Below are 18,431 nucleotides of genomic sequence, written 5' to 3' on the forward strand. Positions count from 1 at the left end.
GTGCGCACCCGGCCGACGGCACGGGTTCGCGCAGGTCGGGGCGGTGGTCGGGACGTCCGGCCCGCCGCCCGCGGTCCGCGGTCGCGTCATGCCGGACCCATACCCACTCGGTCGGCATTTCAACCGTCGACTTCCGCGGGATTCCCCCCGACGGGGGTTTCGGCGCGACCCGTCCGGGAACCTGCCCGCTGTGAGACTGCGCCGCAGCGACCCGTCCGGACCCGGCTGGCGCCGCCGCGCGCGCGGCCGGGGGTTCACCTACACCGACGCCGACGGCGAGCCGCTCGACCCCGAGTCCGTGGCGCGGATCAAGGCGCTCGTCATCCCGCCCGCGTGGCGCGACGTCTGGGTGTGCCCGCACCCGAACGGCCACATCCAGGCGGTGGGCACCGACGCGGCCGGGCGGCGCCAGTACCTCTACCACGAGCGGTGGCGGCAGGACCGGGACGAGGAGAAGCACGATCGCGTGCTGACGCTGGCGCCCGTGCTGCCCGCGTTCCGCGAGGAGGTGGCCCGGGAGCTGGACGGGCGGGGGCGGTCCCGGCAGCGGGTGCTCGCGGTGGCGTTGACCGTGCTCGACCGGGGCATGTTCCGGGTGGGCGGCGAGTCGTACGCGGCGGACAACGGCACGCACGGCGTGGCCACGTTGCTCTGCTCGCACGTCACCGTGCGCGGGACCGCCGTGGACTTCCGCTACCCGGCGAAGGGCGGACTGGAGTTCACCACGTCGGTGGAGGGCGAGCGGCTGGCGCGGGCGGTGCGGACCCTGCTGCGCGGACGGGCGGGCACCGACGAGCGGCTGCTGACCGACGCCGGGGGGTACGTGATCGGGTCCGACGACGTGAACGAGCGGTTCAAGGACCTCGTCGGGTCCGAGTTCTCGGTGAAGGACCTGCGGACGTGGCACGCGACGGTGTCGGCGGCGGTGGCGTTCGCCCGCGAGGGCAGGCCGGAGTCGCAGCGCGGGCGCAAGCGGGTGGAGGCGGCGGTGATGCGCGAGGTGTCCGAGGAGCTGGGCAACACGCCCGCGGTGGCGCGCAAGTCGTACGTCGACCCGAGGGTGGTGCGCAAGTTCCACGAGGGCACGGTGATCAAGCCGAGGTCGTGGGAGCGGGAGGCGGTGGAGCGCGCCGTGATCAGGCTGCTCCGGAAGTGACGGGGCGGTGCTCCCGAGGGGATCACCGCCTCAGTCGCACCGCCTCAACCGCACCGCCTCAGTCCCACCGCCCGATGATCACCATCCGCCGCCCGTCCCGGAGCGTCCGCCCGCACCTCAGCTCCGCAGGAGCGCGCCGACGTCCTGGTGCAGCCGCACCGCGCCGCCCACGAGCACGATCTCCGCGCCCGCCGCCACCGCGCGCAGCGGCAGCACCTCGTCCGCCCGGCCGCCGTCGACCTCGCGCGAGCCGACGAGCGTGTCCGTGACGAGCAGGGTCTCGACGTCGCCCGCCTCCAGCGCCCGCACCACGGGGTCCAGCCCGTGCACCGCGCGCCCGGTCAACCTGCTCGACTCGTCGCGGAACCGGTCCACCACGACCCGCCGCGCGTCCTGGTTCGCCCGGCCGGCCAGGTGCAGCACGGCCCGGTCCGCCGGGCCCTCCACCTCGACCACCAGGTGGTGGTACTTGTTCGGCAGCGCCACGCGCAGCGACCGCCGCCCGGCCACCGGCCCGGCCAGCACGAGCAGCGACGCGCCCAGCCGGTCCACGAGGGTGGTCGCCTCCTCGGCGACGTCGGCCAGTTCGGCCGCGTCGAGCCGCCGTCCCGGCCGGCGCGCGACCACCGACGCCACGGCCACCGGCCGTCCGCTCGGGTCGACGCCGCGCAGGTCCGCGCCGTGCTCCGCGACCTGCACCACGACGTGCGGCAGCAGGGGTTCGGAGAGGTCGACCAGGGGCAGCAGGTAGGGCAGCCGGCCGAAGCGGGCGGTGTAGCCGGAGGGCGGCACGGGCACGTACTGGTCCACCAGCACCCGCCCGTCGCCGACGATGAGCGCACGCCCGGCGAAGCCGCGCGGCGTCACGCCGGACGCGATCGCCTTGTGCGCCAACGCCATCAGGTAGGCGTCGGCGTTCTGGGCCTGGAGCTGGTCGCGCATCGCGCGCCACCGCAGGTCGACGTGGTCCCCCACGTCGAGGAACACGGAGACGAACGGCCCCTCGACGTCGACCAGGTTGTGCAGACTCGCCGTGTGCATCGGTCCTCCCCGTTCGGGTCAATTCGGAGATACCCGAAAGGGGGTCGGTGCAACCACGGCGGCGTTGCTGCGAACGGGGAATCGTCGGCGGGACCGGGAACGGAACGCGACGGGGAAACGTGAGCGGGAATCGTGAAAGGGGAACCGGGGTCGACGGCGCGGAATCGCAACGCCGTCAGGGTGGCGCCCTCAGCCGAGACCGCCAGGGTCACGCCGTCAGTCCGCCGCCGTCAGTCCGCCCTCAATGCGACACCGTCAGCGGGCCGTGCGGTCGGCGCGTTGCTCGCACCACGCGCAGCCCTCGGCCACCGCCACGGACGCGAAGCCGACCAACAGGTGGGCCACGTTGCCCACCAGACCGGCGTCCATCGCGCCGCCCGACCGGCTCACCCCGAACGCGAACACGACCAGGTACACCACGCCCATCAGCGTGCCGACCAACCGGGCCACTCGGGTGCGCACCGCGGCCAGCGCGGTCACCAGCCCCGTCACCACGTGCAGCGTGCCCAGCGGCGCGTCGCCGCGGACGAAGTCGACCACGCCCCACACCACGAGCAGCGCGCCCAGCCCGAGGGCGGTCCGCTGCGGCCACGCCAGGCTCGTCAGGTTCGTCACCACGGGACCACCCCTTTCACCCGCCGGAGGACCGGCGGTCGCCGAGCGCCGCGCGTCACCGAGTGCTACTCATCATCGAGGAGGGACCGCAACCGGGCCAGCGATCGGCTGAGGAGCCGTGAGACGTGCATCTGGGACACGCCCACCTTGTCGGCGATCTGGCTCTGGGTCATGTTCCGGAAGAACCGCAGCACCACGATCCGGCGCTCCCGCTTGGGCAGGCCGCGCAGCATCGGGTCCAGCGCGTGGTGCAACTCGACGACCTCCAGCGCCGGGTCGTCGCAGCTCAGCCAGTCGGCGTGGTCCAGCTCGCCGGTGATGACCTCCTCGTCCAGCGACAGCAGGTGGTACGCCGACGTGGCGTGCAGGCCCTCGTACACGTCGTTCAGCGGGATGCCGAGGTGCCGCGCGACCTCGCTCGGCGTCGGCGTCCGGCCGGTGGTCCGGGACAGCTCGACCCGCGCCGTGTCGATGGCGACGCACAGCTCCTTCAACCGGCGCGGCACGCGCACCGCCCACCCCTGGTCGCGCAGGTACCGCCGGACCTCGCCGGTGATCGTCGGCACGGCGAACGCGAGGAAGTCGATGCCGCGGGACACGTCGAACCGGTCCACCGCGTTGATCAGGCCCAGCGCCGCGACCTGCCGCAGGTCCTCGACGGACTCGCCGCGCTCGGCGAACCGGTCGGCGATGTGCCGCGCCAGGGGCAGGTGCTCGGTGACGAGGCGGTCACGCAGCCGGTGGTACCGCTCGCCGTCCCGCTCGGCCTCCGCCAGCTGGTGGAACAGCGGCTGGTAGTCGACGGCGCTCATGCCCGACACCTCAGCTCGACCCGCAACCGGCCCTCCCCGTCGACCCAGGTGGCCACCGCGTCGGTTACGGAACTGACAACCCGCCAGTACAACGAGTCATGATCGGGGACGGTGACGGCGGTAGACCGAACCTCCGCCCGGAAGCGCACGGAATCACCTTCCCGGGTGAACCGGCACAGCATTTGCGCGTCCGGCTCGCGGGAGCGCGCGATGAGCGCCGTGCACGCCTCGTCGACCGCGATGACCAGGTCTATCGCCAGCTCGGGGGTGGAACGGGCGATGGCTCCGGCCACCGCGCGGACCGTCGAGAGGTGGGCCGGCCTCGCCGCCACCCTGAGCTCCACCTCCGAGCGCTCCACCTCAGGGCCTTCCATCTGTGGCGAATGCTCCTCACGCCCTCGTCCGCTGTAGCCGGGGGCATACCCCCGAGCTGTTCCCGCTACACCAGTCCACACAGGACTGAGCAACAGAATCGTGAAAGCCGAACAAGCCGTGCGCTGGTTCATCACGGTTTGCGAACGGTGGTAGGTAACGTTGTGATCGGAGTCATACTGATCGCCTCCCCGACATCCCCGGAGGCGCCTGGTGCTTGAGGCGAACAACCTTGAGGTCGTCTACGACGACGTCATGCTGGTGCTCCGCGGCGTGAGCCTGAAGGTCCCGGAAGGGCGGATCGTGGCCCTCCTCGGCGCGAACGGCGCGGGCAAGACGACGCTGCTCAGGGCGTTGTCCGGCCTGCTCGACGTGCACGACGGCAAGGTCACCCGCGGCCGGATCACGCTCGACGGAACACCGATCCACCGCGCGTCGCCGACGCGCATCGCGTCGCTCGGCGTGAAGCAGGCCCTGGAGGGCAGGCGCATCCTCGCCGAGCTGTCGGTCGAGGAGAACCTGCGCATCGGCGGCCACAGCAGGCCGCGCGGCATCAAGCAGAACCTCGAACGCATGTACGAGCTGTTCCCGCGGCTGCGGGAGCGGCGGCGGCAGAGCGCGGGCTACCTGTCCGGCGGCGAGCAGCAGATGCTCTCCATCGGCCGGGCGCTCATGTCCGAGCCGAGGTGCCTGCTGCTGGACGAGCCGAGCCTCGGCCTCGCGCCGCTCATGGTCCAGCAGATCCGCGACCTCATCGTGAAGATCAACGCGGCGGGCACGACCGTGCTGCTCGTCGAGCAGAACGCGACCATGGCGCTGTCCATCGCCGACCACGGCTACGTGCTGGAGAACGGCAAGGTCGTGATGGACAAGCCCGCCGCCGCGCTGCTCGCCGACGAGGACGTGCGCGAGTTCTACCTGGGCCTGCGCGGTGAGGGCGCCGCGCAGTCGTTCCGCGACGTGAAGCACTACAAGCGGCGGAAGCGGTGGTTGTCGTGAGCGGTACCGACGTGCGCGGCCCCGCGGAGGGGCCGGCGGGCAACGTGCTGGAGGTCGAGGGCGTCACCCTCGCGTTCGACGGCGTCACGGCCGTCGACGGGGTGTCGTTCCACGTGGCCGCAGGCGAGCTGTTCGCGATCATCGGGCCGAACGGCGCGGGCAAGACGTCGATCTTCAACGTGCTGTCCGGCGTGTACCGGCCGCAGTCCGGCGCGGTCCAGTTCCTGGGCGAGGACCTGGTCGGCAAGCGGCCGCACCGGATCGCCGCGCTCGGCGTCGCCCGGACGTTCCAGAACATCGAGCTGTTCGCCCACCTGACCGTGGTCGAGAACCTGATGCTGGGCCGCCACAACCACATGCGGTACGGGGCGCTGTCCGCGTTCGCGTGGGTCGGGCGGGCCCGCCGCGAGGAGCGCGCCAACCGGGCGGCCGTCGAGGAGGTCGTCGACTTCCTCGAACTGGAGCAGTGGCGGCGCCTGCCGGTGGGCCTGCTGCCCTACGGCGTGCAGAAGCGCGTCGAGCTGGGGCGCGCCCTGGCGATGGAGCCGAAGCTGCTGCTGCTGGACGAGCCCGTGGCCGGCATGAACGTCGAGGAGACCGAGGACATGGCCCGGTTCGTCCTCGACGTCCGCGACGAGCTCGGCATCGCGATGATCATGGTCGAGCACGACATGGGCCTGGTCATGGACCTGGCCGACCGGGTCATGGTGCTCGACTTCGGCAAGCCGATCCGCACCGGCACGCCCGCCGAGGTGCAGCAGGACCCGGACGTCGTCCGGGCCTACCTCGGCGAGGCGCACCAGACCGTGGGAGGTTCCGCATGACCGCCGCGACCGCCACCACCGCCCTCACCACCGTCGTCACCCGCGTGCGGGACCGGGCGGCGGCCACGCCGGACGCGGTGGCGATGCGCGCCAAGGACCTGGGCATCTGGCGGGAGGTCACCTGGGCCCGGTACTGGGACCAGGTCGAACTCGTCGGGCACGCCCTGCTCGCGCTCGGCCTCGACCCCGGCGACCGGGTCGCGATCCACTCCGAGAACCGGCGCGAGTGGCTGTACGCCGACCTCGGCGCGGTCGCCGTGCGGGCGATCACCGTGGGCCTGTACCCGACGAACCCGGCGAGCGAGGTCGCCTACCTGCTGTCGCACTCCGGCGCCCGCGTCCTCATCGCCGAGGACCAGGAGCAGGTCGACAAGGCGCTGTCCGTGCTGGACGCGCTGCCCGAACTGGAGCGCATCGTCTACCTGGAGCCGCGCGGCATCCGGCACCGCTACGACAACCCCAGGCTGCTGCACTGGGACGACTTCCTCGCCCTCGGCGAGGAGCACCGGGCCGCCGCGCCGGACGCGGTGGACCGCCGGATGCGCGAGGTCGAGCCGGACGACGTGATGACGTTGATCTACACGTCGGGCACGACCGGGCCGCCCAAGGGCGCGATGCTCACCGTGGCCAACGTCGAGTTCGCCATCGAAGCCCTGGTCGAGGGCGGCGGGTTCACGTCGCCGCCGCCGTCGCCGAAGGACGTCACCCTCTCCTACCTGCCGCTGTGCCACGTCGCCGAACGCATCTTCACCACGTGGTTCAGCGCGTCGGCGGGCGTGCAGGTGCACTTCGCCGAGTCCATCGAGACGGTGCAGGCGAACCTGCGCGAGGTGCAGCCGACGATCCTGTTCGGCGTGCCGCGCATCTGGGAGAAGGTGCTGGCGGCCATCACGATCAGCGCCTCCAGCGCCACCTGGCTCAAGCGCGTCACGACCCGGTTCTGGCTCCGGGTCGCCGACGGCCTCGGCGAGCGGCTGGTGCGCAACGGCGGCAGGCACACGGCCGCCACGCGGCTCACGTACGCCGTGGGCTGGCTGTTCTGCTTCCGCGCGCTCAAGGCGCGGATCGGGATGCGCCACGTCCGGTACGCCGCGTCGGGCGCCGCGCCCATCTCGCCCGAGGTGCTGCGGTTCTTCATGGGCATCGGCGTGCCGATGCACGAGGTGTACGGGATGACCGAGAACAGCGCCATCGCCACCGGCAACCGGCCCGGCCGGGTCAAGGTGGGCACGGTCGGCGAGCCGCACCCCGGCGTGGAGCTGCGGATCGCCGACGACGGCGAGATCCAGACCCGGCACGCGGGCGTGTTCGCGGGCTACTGGCGCGACGAGGACGCCACCCGGCGGGCCATGACCCCGGACGGGTGGCTGCGCACCGGCGACGTCGGCGAGTGGGTCGACGGCACGCACGTCCGGATCACCGACCGGATGAAGGACATCATCATCACCGCCGGCGGCAAGAACGTGGCCCCGTCGGAGATCGAGAACGCGCTGAAGACCTCCCCGTACATCAAGGAGGCGATCGTGCTCGGCGACCAGCGCCCGTACCTGGTGGCGCTGATCGGCATCGAGCAGGACACCGTCGGCCACTGGGCGCGGCAGCGCCGGATCACCTACACCACCTACCGCGACCTGGCGGAGAAGGACGAGGTGCGCGAGTTGGTGCAGGGCATCGTGACGAAGGTCAACGAGAGGTTCGCGAGCGTCGAGCAGGTCAAGAAGTTCCGCATGCTGCCCAAGGAGCTCGACCACGAGGACGGCGAGCTGACCGCGACGCAGAAGGTGAAGCGGTCGGCGCTGGCCAAGGTGTTCGGCGACCTCGTGGAGGACATGTACCTCGGGGGGCGCGGATGAGCGAGTTCGTGCAGTCGCTGATCCGGGGCCTCGGCTCCGGCTCGATCTACGCGCTGCTGGCGCTGGGTTTCGTCATCATCTACAAGTCCACCAGGGTGATCAGCTTCGCCCAGCCCGCGTTCATGCTGGCGGGCGCGGTCCTGGTCAGCTACCTGGCCGCGGAGGTCGGGTTCTTCGTCGCCGTGCCCATCGCGGCGGTGCTGATCGCGGTGCTCGCGCTGGGCGTGGAGCGGACCGTGCTGCGGCCCATGATCGGCAAGCCGGTGTTCGTGGTCGCGATCATCACCATCGGCGTGGACGTCGTGGTGCGCGTGGTGACCAACGCGTTCATCGGGCTGGACGTGCGCCAGGTCGGCGACCCGTGGGGCCTGTCGACGGTGACGCTGCTCGGCGTCGAGGTGCAGCAGCGGTACCTGGTGATGTTCGGGACGACGGTGGCCGTGGTCGCGGTGCTGTTCGCGTTCTTCCGGTTCTCCCGGGTCGGGCTGGCCATGCGCGCCGTCGCCTACGACCAGGAGGTGGCGCTGGCGCAGGGCATCTCGGTCGGCTCGGTGTTCGCCCTGTCGTGGGCCATCGCGGGCGGGCTGGCGGCGTTGGCCGGGGTGTTCGTGGCCACCGGCGCGGGCGTGGACCAGCAGTTGTGGGTGATCGCGCTGAAGGCGTTGCCGGCGATCATCCTCGGCGGGCTGGACTCGCTCGGCGGCGCGGTCGTCGGCGGGCTCGCGGTCGGGGTGGTGGAGTCGCTGGTCGGCACCTACCAGGGTGACGTGGCGCCGTGGCTCGGGCCGAACTTCGCGCTGGTCGCGCCGTACGTGCTGATGCTGGTCGTGCTGCTCGTGCGGCCCTACGGGCTGTTCGGCAGCAAGGAGGTGGAACGCCTGTGAAGGGTCGTCCGGATCTCTACACCTCCTACTCGCAGGACATGGCGTTCCTGAACACGCGGCCCAAGCGCGCGTGGACGGGATCGCTGGTGGTGGTCGCGCTGCTCCTGCCGTTCGCCATCACCGACGACCTGCTGATGCTGCTGGCGACCGGGTTCGTGGCCGCGATCGGCGCGATCGGGCTGAACATCGTGACCGGGTACGCGGGGCAGGTGTCGTTGGGGCACGCGTTCTTCCTCGCCATCGGCGCGTACACGGGCGCGGCGCTGTCCGGCGACCCGGACGGGCGGGTGCTCGGGTTCGGCGTGACGTCGCTGCCGGTGTGGCTGCTGGCGTCCGGGCTCGTCGCCGGGCTGGCCGGGCTGATCGTGGCGCCCATCGCGGCGCGGCTGCGCGGCCTGTACCTCGCGATCGTGACGCTGGGGCTGGTGTTCCTCGGCGAGCACGTCTTCCGCGAGTGGACGTCGCTGACCGGCGGCCCCGGCGTGGGGCGGCCCGCGGCGGTGCCCGAGCTGTTCGGCGTGCGGCTGGACCGGGCTTCGGCGCTGTTCACCGGGCCGCAGCAGCTGTACCTGCTGATGTTCGTGCTGCTGGTGATCTTCGCCGTGCTGGCCCGGAACCTGGTGCGGTCGCGGATCGGTCGCGCGTTCGCGGCGGTGCGGGACCGGGACCTGGCGGCGGCGGTGATCGGCGTCGACCTGACCCGGTACAAGGCGCTCGCCTTCGCCGTGTCGTCGTTCTACGCCGGGGTGGCCGGCTCGTTGTTGTTCGTGGTCAACGGGTTCTTCGACCCCGGCTCGTTCGGGCTGCTCCTGTCGGTGCAGTACATCGCGATGGTGCTCATCGGCGGCGCGGGGACGATCTCCGGCGCCATCATGGGCGCGCTGTTCATCACGCTGCTGCCGCGCATCACCCGGGAGCTCCCGACGGTGCTGCCGTTCGTCAGCGCCGACGCGACCGGTGCGGTCACGGTGTTCCAGGTCGAGGCGGTCCTCTACGGGCTGCTGATCGTGGTGTTCCTGATCGTGGAACCACGTGGCCTGTTCGGTATCTGGGTGCGCGTCCGCAACTACTGGCGCACTTGGCCTTTCTCGTACTGAAAGGGTGGATGGGATGGCAAGTCACAGAACGGTGCTCGCGGTGCTCTCGGTCGTCGCGCTGGCCGCCGTCGCCTGTCGCGGTGGCGACGGCGCGGCCCCGCAGGAGGGCAAGGGCGGCATCAAGGTCGATTTCGGCGTGACCAGCGAGCCGTGCCCGGACACCGGCCACAGTGACCGGGGCTGCATCTACCTGGGCACGATCTCGGACCTGACGGAAGGGCCGTTCAAGACGCTGGCCGTGCCGATCACGGACGCGCAGAAGGCGTTCTGGAAGCGGGTCAACGACCAGGGCGGCATCGGCGGGTACGACGTGGACGTCACGACGCACGTCAAGGACAACAAGTACAACCCGCAGATCCACAACCAGGTCTACCAGGAGATCAAGGGCAAGGTGCTGGCGCTGACCCAGACCCTGGGCTCGCCGACGACCGCGGCGATCCTGCCCGACCTGGAGAGCACGCAGATGGTGAGCGTGCCGGCGTCGTGGACGTCGCTGTGGGGCGTGGAGGAGGTCATCCTCGAATCCGGCGCGAACTACTGCGTCGAGTCGATGAACTCGGTGGACTACGCGGTCGACAAGCTCGGCGCGAAGAGCGTCATGGCCGTGCACCTGCCGGGTGACTACGGCGACGACGCGGCGGCGGGCGCGAAGATCGCGGCGGAGAAGCGCGGGGTGACGTTCTCGAACGCGGTCACCCAGACCGGCCAGGACAACCAGGGCGGCGCCATCGACGCCGTGCTGGCGAACAAGCCGGACGTGGTCATCCTGACCACCGGGCCGACCGACGCCGCCGTGATCATCGGCCAGACCGCGGCGCGCGGGTTCAAGGGCAAGTTCATCGGCACCTCGCCGACGTGGAACCAGGGCTTGATGCAGAGCCCGGCGGCGCCCGCGATCAAGGCGCTCTACATGCAGTCCGCGCCGTGGAAGACGTGGACCACCGACAGCCCCGGGCACAAGGCGCTGCGCGAGGCCCTGCCGGGCGTGACGCCGAACGACGGCTACACGTCCGGGTGGGTGTGGGCGTACCCGTTGAAGGCGGCCCTGGAGAAGGCGGCGGAGAACAAGGACCTGACCCGCGCCGGCGTGCTGGCCGCGGTGCGGCAGCTCACCTCCGTGGACTACGAGGGCATGCTGCCGCAGGGCGCGGGCAACTTCGCCGGCAACCCGAACGACAGCACGTTCCGGCAGACGTTGATCTACAAGCCGGACGAGTCCGGGCAGACCGGCCTGGGGCTGGTGGAGGACTTCTTCACCGGGCCGACGGCGAAGGACTTCAAGTTCGAGAAGCCCTGCTACACCTGACCGACCCGACCGCCCGCACGACCCGGCGCCCCGACCACCGCTCTCGGTGGTCGGGGCGCCTTGGCGTCTCGCCCTCCGCGCCCGTGACGGGACGGCAGGTGTGACGACGGGCCGGCGATCCGGTGGGCCGGCGGTCACTCCCGTCGTGCGGCGGCCCGTCGGGTGGGCAGCGGCTGTCGGGTGGTGCGGCCGTCTCGTGGTGTGGCGGCTGTCGGGTGGTGCGGTGGTGCGGTGGTGCGGTGGTGCGGTGGTCGGCGGGGTGGCGCGGGAGTGCGTCAGGTGGCGTCAGCCCGTGGCGTGAGGTCAGTTCGGCGGGGTGGCGGCGGTCAGCGACGGGTCGGCCCACACGCCCACCCGTTCGGGGCCGGGGCAGTCGCTGAGGTCGGACGCCGTGGGCTCGACGCCGATGGCGAGGCGGCTCGCGCCGGCCACCGAAATGTCGACCGGCTGCGGGGTCAGGCCGACGTCCGGGATTTCCGCGACGCGTTTGTCGTCGGCCAGGACGTAGAAGTCCAGTCCTTTCGTCTCCAATGAGTCCTCGGCGATGCCGACGTGTGCCGAGAACTTATCGTATTTCCCGTCGAGGGCGAATACGAGTTGCGCGGAGGAACACCACGCGCCGGTCGCGGAAACGGCTTTGCCGTAGGTGACGCCGCGCACCCGCGCCGCCGCGGCCGTCCACGGGCTCTCGACGTACATGTCGTCGATCGAGCTGCTGTCGACCGGTGCGAGGTCGGCGAGCCACGTGGCGCCGGGGCGCAGCATGGCGATGGATTCGCTGGTCACGACCGTCGCCGGGGTGGTGGGCGGTGTGGCGGAGGTCGGCGGGCTGTCCGCGGCGGCGGAGGTGGACGACGTGTCCAGCCGCGTGCCGATCACCACGCCCAGCGCCAGGACCGCCACACCGGCGGCCGACAACAACGCCACCGTTCTGCCCCGACCGCCGGCGCGGGCGGGTTCGCGATCCCGGTCATCCATGTCGCCGACCTCTCAGGTCCCAGACGTGAGCCGAACTCGTCATTGTCGGTGCGCATTCGTCCCGACTGGGGCGGGAGACTAGCACCGGCCCGAACCGAATCGGGCTCGATTCAGCGGAATTCGATTCGGGGGCGTTGTCGGGGCCGGGCGCGTCGCCTCGACGTCCGCCGGCGGGCCTGAAGTGCCGGGCCGCGGGACGTATCACCGGGGCCCGACCGTGCTCCATACGGGTAGTCGAGGATCACGGGAGGGTGGGATGGGGCAGACGAGCGGCCGGGCCGTCCTGCAAGTTCACCCGACCAGGTTGTGCAACCTGCGCTGCCTGCACTGCTACTCCAGCTCCGGCCCGGACGTCGCCGAGTCCGTCCCGATCGCCGTGCTGTCCGCCGTGGTCCGGGACGCCGCCGCGCTGGGCTACGACGTGCTCAACGTGTCCGGCGGCGAGCCGTTCCTGTACCCGGAGCTGCCCGCCCTGCTGCGCGCGGCCCGTGCGGCGGGCATGCGGACCACCGTCACCACGAACGCGGTGGCGTTGACGCAGCGGCGCATCGGCGTGGTGCGCGGGCTGGTCGACCTGGTGGCCGTGTCGCTGGACGGCGACCGGGCCACCCACGACCGCATCCGGGACCTGGAAGGGTGCTTCGACAAGGCGTTGGCGGGCATCCGCAGGCTCACGGAGGCCGGCATCCCGGTCGGCGTGATCACCACCCTGACGCAGGGAAATGCCACTCAACTGGGTGACGTCGCCGTGGCGGCGGCCCGGTCCGGGGCGCTGCTGCTCCAAGTTCACCCGCTCGAACCCGAGGGTGCGGCGAGCAGGTCCATGCCCGGTGAGCGCCCGGACTCGGTCGAGCTGGCGTACGCGGCGGTCGAGCTGGGCCGGATCGCGGAGGACCACGGGCTCGCCGTGCAGCTCGACGCCGTGCCGCGCACCATGCTGGCGCGGAAGCCGGAGGCGTTCATGGCCGTGCCGGTGGACGACGGCCGACCCCTCGGCGGCTGGCTGACCCCGTTGGTCGTCGAGGCGAACGGCGCGGTGGTGCCGGTGTCCTACGGCTTCGACCGCCGTTACGGCCTGGGCAACGTCCTGGACCGGCCGCTGGCCGACCTCGCACGGGCCTGGGACGCCGCACCGTTCCTCGCCCTGTGCCGGACGACGTGGCAACGCCTGGTGGACGGCCGGACCGGCCCCCTGGTGCCCTGGTACGGCCACCTGGTCAGGGCGTCCCGGACCCACCGCCCCGCCACCGCCGGCCGCTGACGGGGAGGGTCACCGGGTCAGGAGCTCCTCCGCCCCCAGCGTGTTGATCACCCGATCGGGGGTCACCCCGCACTCCTCGGCGCGCTCGCACCCGAACGACAGCCAGTCCAGCTGCCCCGGCGCGTGGGCGTCGCTGTCGATCGCGAACGAGCACCCCAGGTCGACCGCCAGCCGCAGCAGCCGTCCCGGCGGGTCGCGGCGCTCGGGCCGCGAGTTGATCTCGACGGCGGTCCCGTGCTCGACGCACGCCGAGAACACCGCCTCCGCGTCGAACGTCGACTCCGGCCGCCCCTTGCCGACCACCAGCCGGCCGGTGCAGTGGCCGAGGACGTCGACGTGCGGGTTGGACACGGCGGCCACCATGCGCGCCGTCATCTCGGCGGCGGGCATGCGCAGCTTCGAGTGGACGCTGGCCACCACGACGTCCAGCCGCTCCAACAGGTCCGGCCGCTGGTCGAGCGAGCCGTCGTCCAGGATGTCGACCTCGATCCCGGTGAGGACGCGGAACGGCGCGAGCTCGGCGTTCAGCTCGGCGACGACGTCCAGCTGGGCGAGCAGCCGGTCCGCGGACAGCCCGTTGGCGACGGTCAGGCGGGGCGAGTGGTCGGTCAGCACCACCCACTCGTGCCCGAGGGCGCGGGCCGTCTCGGCCATCTCCCGGATCGGGCTGCCGCCGTCGGACCAGTCCGAGTGCGTGTGGCAGTCGCCCTTCAGCGACGCCCGCAGGGCCTGCCCGCCGACGACCGGCTCCCGGAACCGGCTCAGGTAGGACGGTTCGCGCCCGGCGACGGCGTCCGCGACGACGCCCGCGGTGGCCTTGCCGATGCCGGGCAGGTCGGTCAACGTCCCGGCCGCCACGCGTCGCGCCACCTCGCCCTCCGGCAACGCGGCCACCACCTCCGCCGCCTTCCGGAACGCCCGCACCCGGTAGGTGGGCTCACCCGCGCGTTCGAGCTGGAACGCCACCTGTCGCAATGCCCAGAGGGGGTCCACCCGTCCTGTCTACTCCAGCCGGTCCGCTCCGCGCGAGCCGGGAACGCCCGCGCGCCGAGCAGGGACGCCGGGCGGGAGCGGAAGCGCCTGTGCGCCGAGCCGCAACCCCCGCCGAGCCGCGCGTGCGGCCCCGCGCCGGGGCCTTGGCCGCCGAACTCAGTCGGCGAGCACCTGTTCCCGCAGGATGTCGGCGTGCCCGCAGTGGTGGGCCAGTTCCCGCAGCACCTGCAGGCACACCCAGCGGAGGGTGCGAGGTCCGGTCCGGTGGCCGGTCGCGACGGTGTCCAGCGGCAGGTCCGCGATCACCGCACGCGCCGTGGCGCAGGCTTCCCGGTGCGCCGCCGTGACCGAGGCGATGGTGTCGTCGTCGGCGAGCCGGAAGGAGTCGTCCGGGGTCTGCACCAGGCCCAGCTCCCGGCGGGGCGTGCCGCCGACGCACTCCTCGAACCACACCCGCTGCATCCACGTGACGTGCTTGAGCAGCCCGAGCAACGTCGTCGCCGACGGGACGAGCCGGCGGCGGGCCTGCTCCTCGGTGAGACCGTCGAGGGCCGCCTCGATGGCGCCCCGGTACTCCTCGATGAAGGCTTCGAGCTGGGTGCGTTCGTCGTCCAGCGGCACATCGAACGGGCCCATCCACGATCTCCTGTCCACGTTGCGGGCCGAGGGCCACGGCGGCTCGTGCGAGCGGGCGGCCCACGGCGATGCCGACCGTGCCGGCCCGCACGACTCCCCTGGCGCGAGCCGGCACAAGTCAACCAGCGCGCGCGACACCGCCATTCTGCGGCAGGGCGCCGGCGGATTTGCGACTTCGGCGGCGTTGCGCGCGGAAAGCTTGCGGCCGCCGGTGCGCGGAACCGAGGATGATCGCCATGTCCCCACGTGCCGGCACGGCCGGGTCGCGGCGCAAGCCCAGCAAGGGCGACCTCACCTCGCAGGCGATCCTGGACACGGCGGAACGCCTGCTGCAGGCGCGTTCGCTGGACGACATCGCGGTCGACGAGCTGGCGTCGGGCGCGGGCATCTCGCGATCGACGTTCTACTTCCACTTCGCGTCGCGGGAAGCGGTGCTGCACGCCCTCACCGGCGGTGTCGTGGACGCCCTGTACGAGTCGGCGTCGTCGTGGCTGCGGCGCGGCAGCGAGCCGCCCGAGGACGCCATCCGCCGCGCCCTCGGCGCAAGCCTCGTGTTGTGGCGCAAGCACGGCGCGGTGCTGCGGGCCTCCGTCCGGGCCCGCGACACCGACCCGTCGATGCGCGAGTTCTGGGCCGGCGTGGCCCGCCGCTTCATCGACGCGACGGCGTCGCAGATCGACGGCGAGCGGGAGGCCGGCGTCGCGCCGCCCGGCCCGGACGCCCGGTCGCTGGCCGCGGTCCTGGTCGCGATGAACGAGCAGGCGTTCCTCAGCCGCTCGCGGTCGCGCCGTTCCGCCGCACGGGACCGCGAGCTGGTCGACACCCTGACGTGCGTCTGGCTGCGCTCGGTCTACGGCCTCTCGCCGTAGCGCCGCCCCCACCCGGCCGGCGCGACCCTGCCACCGCCACCCGGCCAGAGCCACCCGACCAGCGCCACCCGGCCAGCGCCACCCGACCAGCGCCACCCGACCAGCGCCACCCGGCCAGAGCTCCCGATCAGCGGAACCAGAGGCCGCCCGGCGCCTGCCGGTGGCCCAGCGCCCGGTAGACGGCGTCCACAAGGGACTGACCGCGCTCGTTCACGCCCACGCCCGGACCCATCTTCGTCATCACGTACCCGAACGACAGGCGCGACGCCGGCGCCGCGAACCCGAGCGAGCCGCCCATCCCGGAGTGGCCGAACGCGTCCTCCGACAGCACCACGCCCCGGTCCGCGGCGGGCAGGTAGTGGTTGTCCACGCTCTTCATGAACCCCGCCGAGAACCGCGACGGCGCGAGCAGCATCGCGTCGAACCCCGCCGTCACCACCGCCGACATGACCGGCACGCGCGCCTCGTCGACCAGCCGCACCCCGTTGTACTCGCCGCCCAGCGCCAGCGGCCGGTACATCTGCGCCAAACCGCGCGCGTTGCTCATCCCGCCGACCGCGCCGTACTGCGCCGCGTGCGCCTCACGCGTGTTCGACGCCGCCACGTACCCGCCGCTGTTCGCGACCAGCAACGCCTGCATCGACTCGCGCCGCGTCACCGCCGCCAGGTACATCGTGGGCACGGCCTCGCCGCGCTCGGCCGGGATCGTCGGCGCGACCAGCGGCTCCAGGTCCTCCGGCAGCGACAGCCAGAAGTCCAACCCGAGCGGGCCGGAGACCTCCTTCTCGAAGAACTCCGCCAGCGACGCGCCGGCGACCCGCCGGACCACCTCGCCGATCAGGTACCCGAACGTCAGCGCGTGGTAGCCGTGCCGCGTGCCCGGCGCCCAGAACGGCTCCTGCCGCGCCAGCAGGTCCGTCATCAGCTCCCAGTCGAACATCCCGCCCGGCGGGACCGGCTCCCGCACCGCGGGCAGCCCGGCCTGGTGCGCCAGCAGGTGCCGCACCAGCGTGCCGTCCTTGCCGTTCTGCCCGTACTCGGGCCAGTAGCGGACGACCGGCGCGTCCAGGTCCAGCTCGCCCCGCGACGCCAGCACGTGCGCGCACAACGCCGTGGCGCCCTTGGTGCACGACCACACGTGCGTGATCGTGTCCTCGGTCCACGGCCGGCCGCCCGCGTCACCGCCCCACAGGTCCACGACGGTCTCGCCGTCGACGGTCACGTGCACGCCGCCGCCCACCTCGCCGCGCTCGGCGAAGTTGCGTTCGAACTCGGCGCGCACTTCGGCGAACTCGTCGGCGCAGGTGCCCTCGACCGTCATCGGTCCTCCTGGTGCGGCGGTGGTGGGCACCCATGTCACCACCGTGAGCCACGACACGTGAGTAGGGATTCCTCAATCGGTAGGGTGAGTGACCCCGGTGGGAGCCAACGACGGGAGGTCGCCCTTGTCGTCCTTCTTCGGCCGGGAAACCGAGCTGGCGGCCGTGTCCGACGCGGTGGACCGCGTGCCCGCCGCCGGTCTGGTCGCCGTCGTGGTGTCCGGCGAGCCGGGCATCGGCAAGTCCAGCCTGATCGCCGAGGCGTGCCGCCGGCTTCGCGCCCGCGGGTGCGCGGTGGCGGCGGCCGAGTCGGACGACGTCAGCAGGCGCATCCCGTACGCGGCGGTCGCGGCGGCGCTGCGATCGGTGCCGCCGACGCCCGACGTGCGGGCCGCGTCGGAAGCGCTCGACCTGACCGTGGTGGACCCCGAGGCGCTCGTCCCGCCGGACGTCGGCGTGAACCCGGACGTGCGCGGCACGTCGGACGCGACGTGGTTCGGCCGCTCGTGCGAGCTGGTCGCCCGCGCGCTCACCGGCCTCGCCGCCGACCGTCCCGCCGCCCTCGTGCTGGACGACCTCCACCAGGCCGACGACGACTCGCTGGCCATGCTCGCCGTGGTGCTGCGCCGGGTCACCGCCGCGCCCCTCGTGCTCATCGCCGCCACCCGCGCGCACCACCGCGACAGCGGCGTGGACGAGCTGCTGGACCGGCTGGAGCGGCACGCCGAGGTGGTGCGGCTGGAGCTGGCGCCGTTGAGCGGCGGCGACGTGGCGCGGATCGTGGAGTCGGTGCTGGGCACGCCCGTGGACGACGGGCTGGCGCACGAGGTGCACCAGCGCGCCGACGGCAACCCGTTCTTCGCGGTGGAGATCGCCCGGTCGCTGCGGGAGCTGGACCTGGTGTCGGTGGACGGCGACCGGGCCCGGCTGACCGTGTCGCCGGCCGCGATCCGGCTGACCCGGCGGGAGGCCGTGCTGCGCCGCGTCGCGCCGCTGGACCGGGACACGCGTGCGGTGGCCCGTGCCGTGTCGATCTTCCGGCGGGTGCGGCTGGACCAGATCGGCCTGCTCGCGCGGGTGTCGTCGCTGCCGGAGGAGACGGTGGTCGACGCGTTCGACGAGCTGCTGCGCGCGCACATCGTGGTGCGGGACGAGGACCGCGGCTACCGGTTCTCGCACGCCCTGGTCGGCGAGGCGCTGTACCAGGAGATCGGTCCGGCGCAGCGCCGTCACCTGCACAGCCTCATCAGCGCCCGGCTGCTGGACGACCGCGACCGCGGGCTCCCGGTGGACGAGCTGGAGCTGGCCTGGCACCTGGCCGAGTCCGCACCGCCCGGCGACCTGCGCGCGGTGCGGGTGATGGCGCAGGCCGCCGCCGCGGACCGCACCACCGCGCCCGAGACGGCGGCGGCGCTG

At 72.6% G+C, this 18,431-nt stretch carries 18 protein-coding genes; 10 read left to right on the top strand and 8 right to left on the bottom strand.

The annotated features are described in order from the left end of the window. Positions 1–190 precede the first annotated feature (190 nt). On the top strand, positions 191–1,156 hold the full coding sequence (locus tag ACFQ3T_RS23330) for a DNA topoisomerase IB (RefSeq protein ID WP_380725838.1): 966 nt from the start codon (positions 191–193) through the stop codon (positions 1,154–1,156). Positions 1,157–1,273: 117 nt separating this feature from the next. On the opposite strand, the gene ACFQ3T_RS23335 is transcribed toward ACFQ3T_RS23330, so the two are convergent. The 4 genes from ACFQ3T_RS23335 to ACFQ3T_RS23350 all read right to left on the bottom strand — a co-directional run bounded on the left by ACFQ3T_RS23335 (position 1,274) and on the right by ACFQ3T_RS23350 (position 3,998). Next, positions 1,274–2,197, bottom strand: coding sequence for a hypothetical protein (locus ACFQ3T_RS23335; protein ID WP_380725840.1), 924 nt, complete (start codon positions 2,195–2,197; stop codon positions 1,274–1,276). 255 nt (positions 2,198–2,452) lie between these two features. Further along, positions 2,453–2,815 (bottom strand): hypothetical protein, encoded by a 363-nt coding sequence (locus tag ACFQ3T_RS23340; RefSeq protein ID WP_380725842.1) that lies wholly within the window; start codon positions 2,813–2,815, stop codon positions 2,453–2,455. Positions 2,816–2,877: 62 nt separating this feature from the next. Next, on the bottom strand, positions 2,878–3,624 hold the full coding sequence (locus ACFQ3T_RS23345) for a SigB/SigF/SigG family RNA polymerase sigma factor (RefSeq protein WP_380725844.1): 747 nt from the start codon (positions 3,622–3,624) through the stop codon (positions 2,878–2,880). Beyond that, positions 3,621–3,998: an ATP-binding protein gene (locus ACFQ3T_RS23350; protein WP_380725846.1), complete on the bottom strand. Its 378-nt coding sequence runs from the start codon at positions 3,996–3,998 to the stop codon at positions 3,621–3,623. Before ACFQ3T_RS23350 ends, ACFQ3T_RS23345 begins: the two co-directional genes overlap by 4 nt. A 211-nt stretch (positions 3,999–4,209) precedes the next feature. On the opposite strand from ACFQ3T_RS23350, the gene ACFQ3T_RS23355 reads away from it, so the two are divergent. From ACFQ3T_RS23355 to ACFQ3T_RS23380, 6 genes are read left to right on the top strand one after another with little or no spacing between them, the layout of a single operon-like run. Further along, positions 4,210–4,995, top strand: coding sequence for an ABC transporter ATP-binding protein (locus ACFQ3T_RS23355; RefSeq protein ID WP_380725848.1), 786 nt, complete (start codon positions 4,210–4,212; stop codon positions 4,993–4,995). Then, positions 4,992–5,819: an ABC transporter ATP-binding protein gene (locus ACFQ3T_RS23360; protein ID WP_380725850.1), complete on the top strand. Its 828-nt coding sequence runs from the start codon at positions 4,992–4,994 to the stop codon at positions 5,817–5,819. The genes ACFQ3T_RS23355 and ACFQ3T_RS23360 overlap by 4 nt, the downstream gene beginning before the upstream one ends. Then, on the top strand, positions 5,816–7,672 hold the full coding sequence (locus tag ACFQ3T_RS23365) for an AMP-dependent synthetase/ligase (protein ID WP_380725852.1): 1,857 nt from the start codon (positions 5,816–5,818) through the stop codon (positions 7,670–7,672). Before ACFQ3T_RS23360 ends, ACFQ3T_RS23365 begins: the two co-directional genes overlap by 4 nt. Continuing rightward, positions 7,669–8,556, top strand: a complete 888-nt coding sequence (locus ACFQ3T_RS23370; protein ID WP_380725854.1) for a branched-chain amino acid ABC transporter permease — start codon at positions 7,669–7,671, stop codon at positions 8,554–8,556. The genes ACFQ3T_RS23365 and ACFQ3T_RS23370 overlap by 4 nt, the downstream gene beginning before the upstream one ends. Continuing rightward, on the top strand, positions 8,553–9,653 hold the full coding sequence (locus tag ACFQ3T_RS23375; protein ID WP_380725856.1) for a branched-chain amino acid ABC transporter permease: 1,101 nt from the start codon (positions 8,553–8,555) through the stop codon (positions 9,651–9,653). Before ACFQ3T_RS23370 ends, ACFQ3T_RS23375 begins: the two co-directional genes overlap by 4 nt. Positions 9,654–9,666: 13 nt before the next feature. Next, positions 9,667–10,959 carry an ABC transporter substrate-binding protein gene (locus ACFQ3T_RS23380; protein WP_380725859.1) on the top strand — a complete coding sequence of 431 codons (1,293 nt, stop codon included), beginning with the start codon at positions 9,667–9,669 and terminating at the stop codon, positions 10,957–10,959. Positions 10,960–11,262: 303 nt separating this feature from the next. Here the strand turns inward: ACFQ3T_RS23380 and ACFQ3T_RS23385 are convergent, their stop codons facing one another. Beyond that, entirely contained in the window at positions 11,263–11,937 is a 675-nt protein-coding gene (locus ACFQ3T_RS23385; protein ID WP_380725861.1) for an NPCBM/NEW2 domain-containing protein, read from the bottom strand. 256 nt (positions 11,938–12,193) lie between these two features. Between ACFQ3T_RS23385 and ACFQ3T_RS23390 the strand changes: the two genes are divergently transcribed. Further along, positions 12,194–13,198: a radical SAM protein gene (locus ACFQ3T_RS23390; RefSeq protein ID WP_380725863.1), complete on the top strand. Its 1,005-nt coding sequence runs from the start codon at positions 12,194–12,196 to the stop codon at positions 13,196–13,198. Positions 13,199–13,207: 9 nt separating this feature from the next. Here ACFQ3T_RS23390 and ACFQ3T_RS23395 read toward each other — a convergent pair whose 3' ends face one another. Then, positions 13,208–14,191: a PHP domain-containing protein gene (locus ACFQ3T_RS23395; RefSeq protein WP_380725865.1), complete on the bottom strand. Its 984-nt coding sequence runs from the start codon at positions 14,189–14,191 to the stop codon at positions 13,208–13,210. 156 nt (positions 14,192–14,347) lie between these two features. Beyond that, positions 14,348–14,827 (bottom strand): DinB family protein, encoded by a 480-nt coding sequence (locus ACFQ3T_RS23400; protein ID WP_380725867.1) that lies wholly within the window; start codon positions 14,825–14,827, stop codon positions 14,348–14,350. 236 nt (positions 14,828–15,063) lie between these two features. Between ACFQ3T_RS23400 and ACFQ3T_RS23405 the strand changes: the two genes are divergently transcribed. Then, on the top strand, positions 15,064–15,696 hold the full coding sequence (locus tag ACFQ3T_RS23405) for a TetR/AcrR family transcriptional regulator (RefSeq protein WP_380725869.1): 633 nt from the start codon (positions 15,064–15,066) through the stop codon (positions 15,694–15,696). A 127-nt stretch (positions 15,697–15,823) separates the two neighbouring features. Here the strand turns inward: ACFQ3T_RS23405 and ACFQ3T_RS23410 are convergent, their stop codons facing one another. Then, the gene (locus ACFQ3T_RS23410; RefSeq protein WP_380725871.1) at positions 15,824–17,017 is read right to left on the bottom strand and encodes a serine hydrolase domain-containing protein; all 1,194 of its coding nucleotides are present in this window, start codon (positions 17,015–17,017) and stop codon (positions 15,824–15,826) included. Positions 17,018–17,141: 124 nt separating this feature from the next. On the opposite strand from ACFQ3T_RS23410, the gene ACFQ3T_RS23415 reads away from it, so the two are divergent. After that, the coding region (locus ACFQ3T_RS23415) for an ATP-binding protein (RefSeq protein ID WP_380725873.1) at positions 17,142–18,431 on the top strand (1,290 nt) is incomplete at its 3' end.

Source organism: Saccharothrix hoggarensis (genome assembly GCF_042678885.1).
GTDB lineage: Bacteria > Actinomycetota > Actinomycetes > Mycobacteriales > Pseudonocardiaceae > Actinosynnema > Actinosynnema hoggarensis.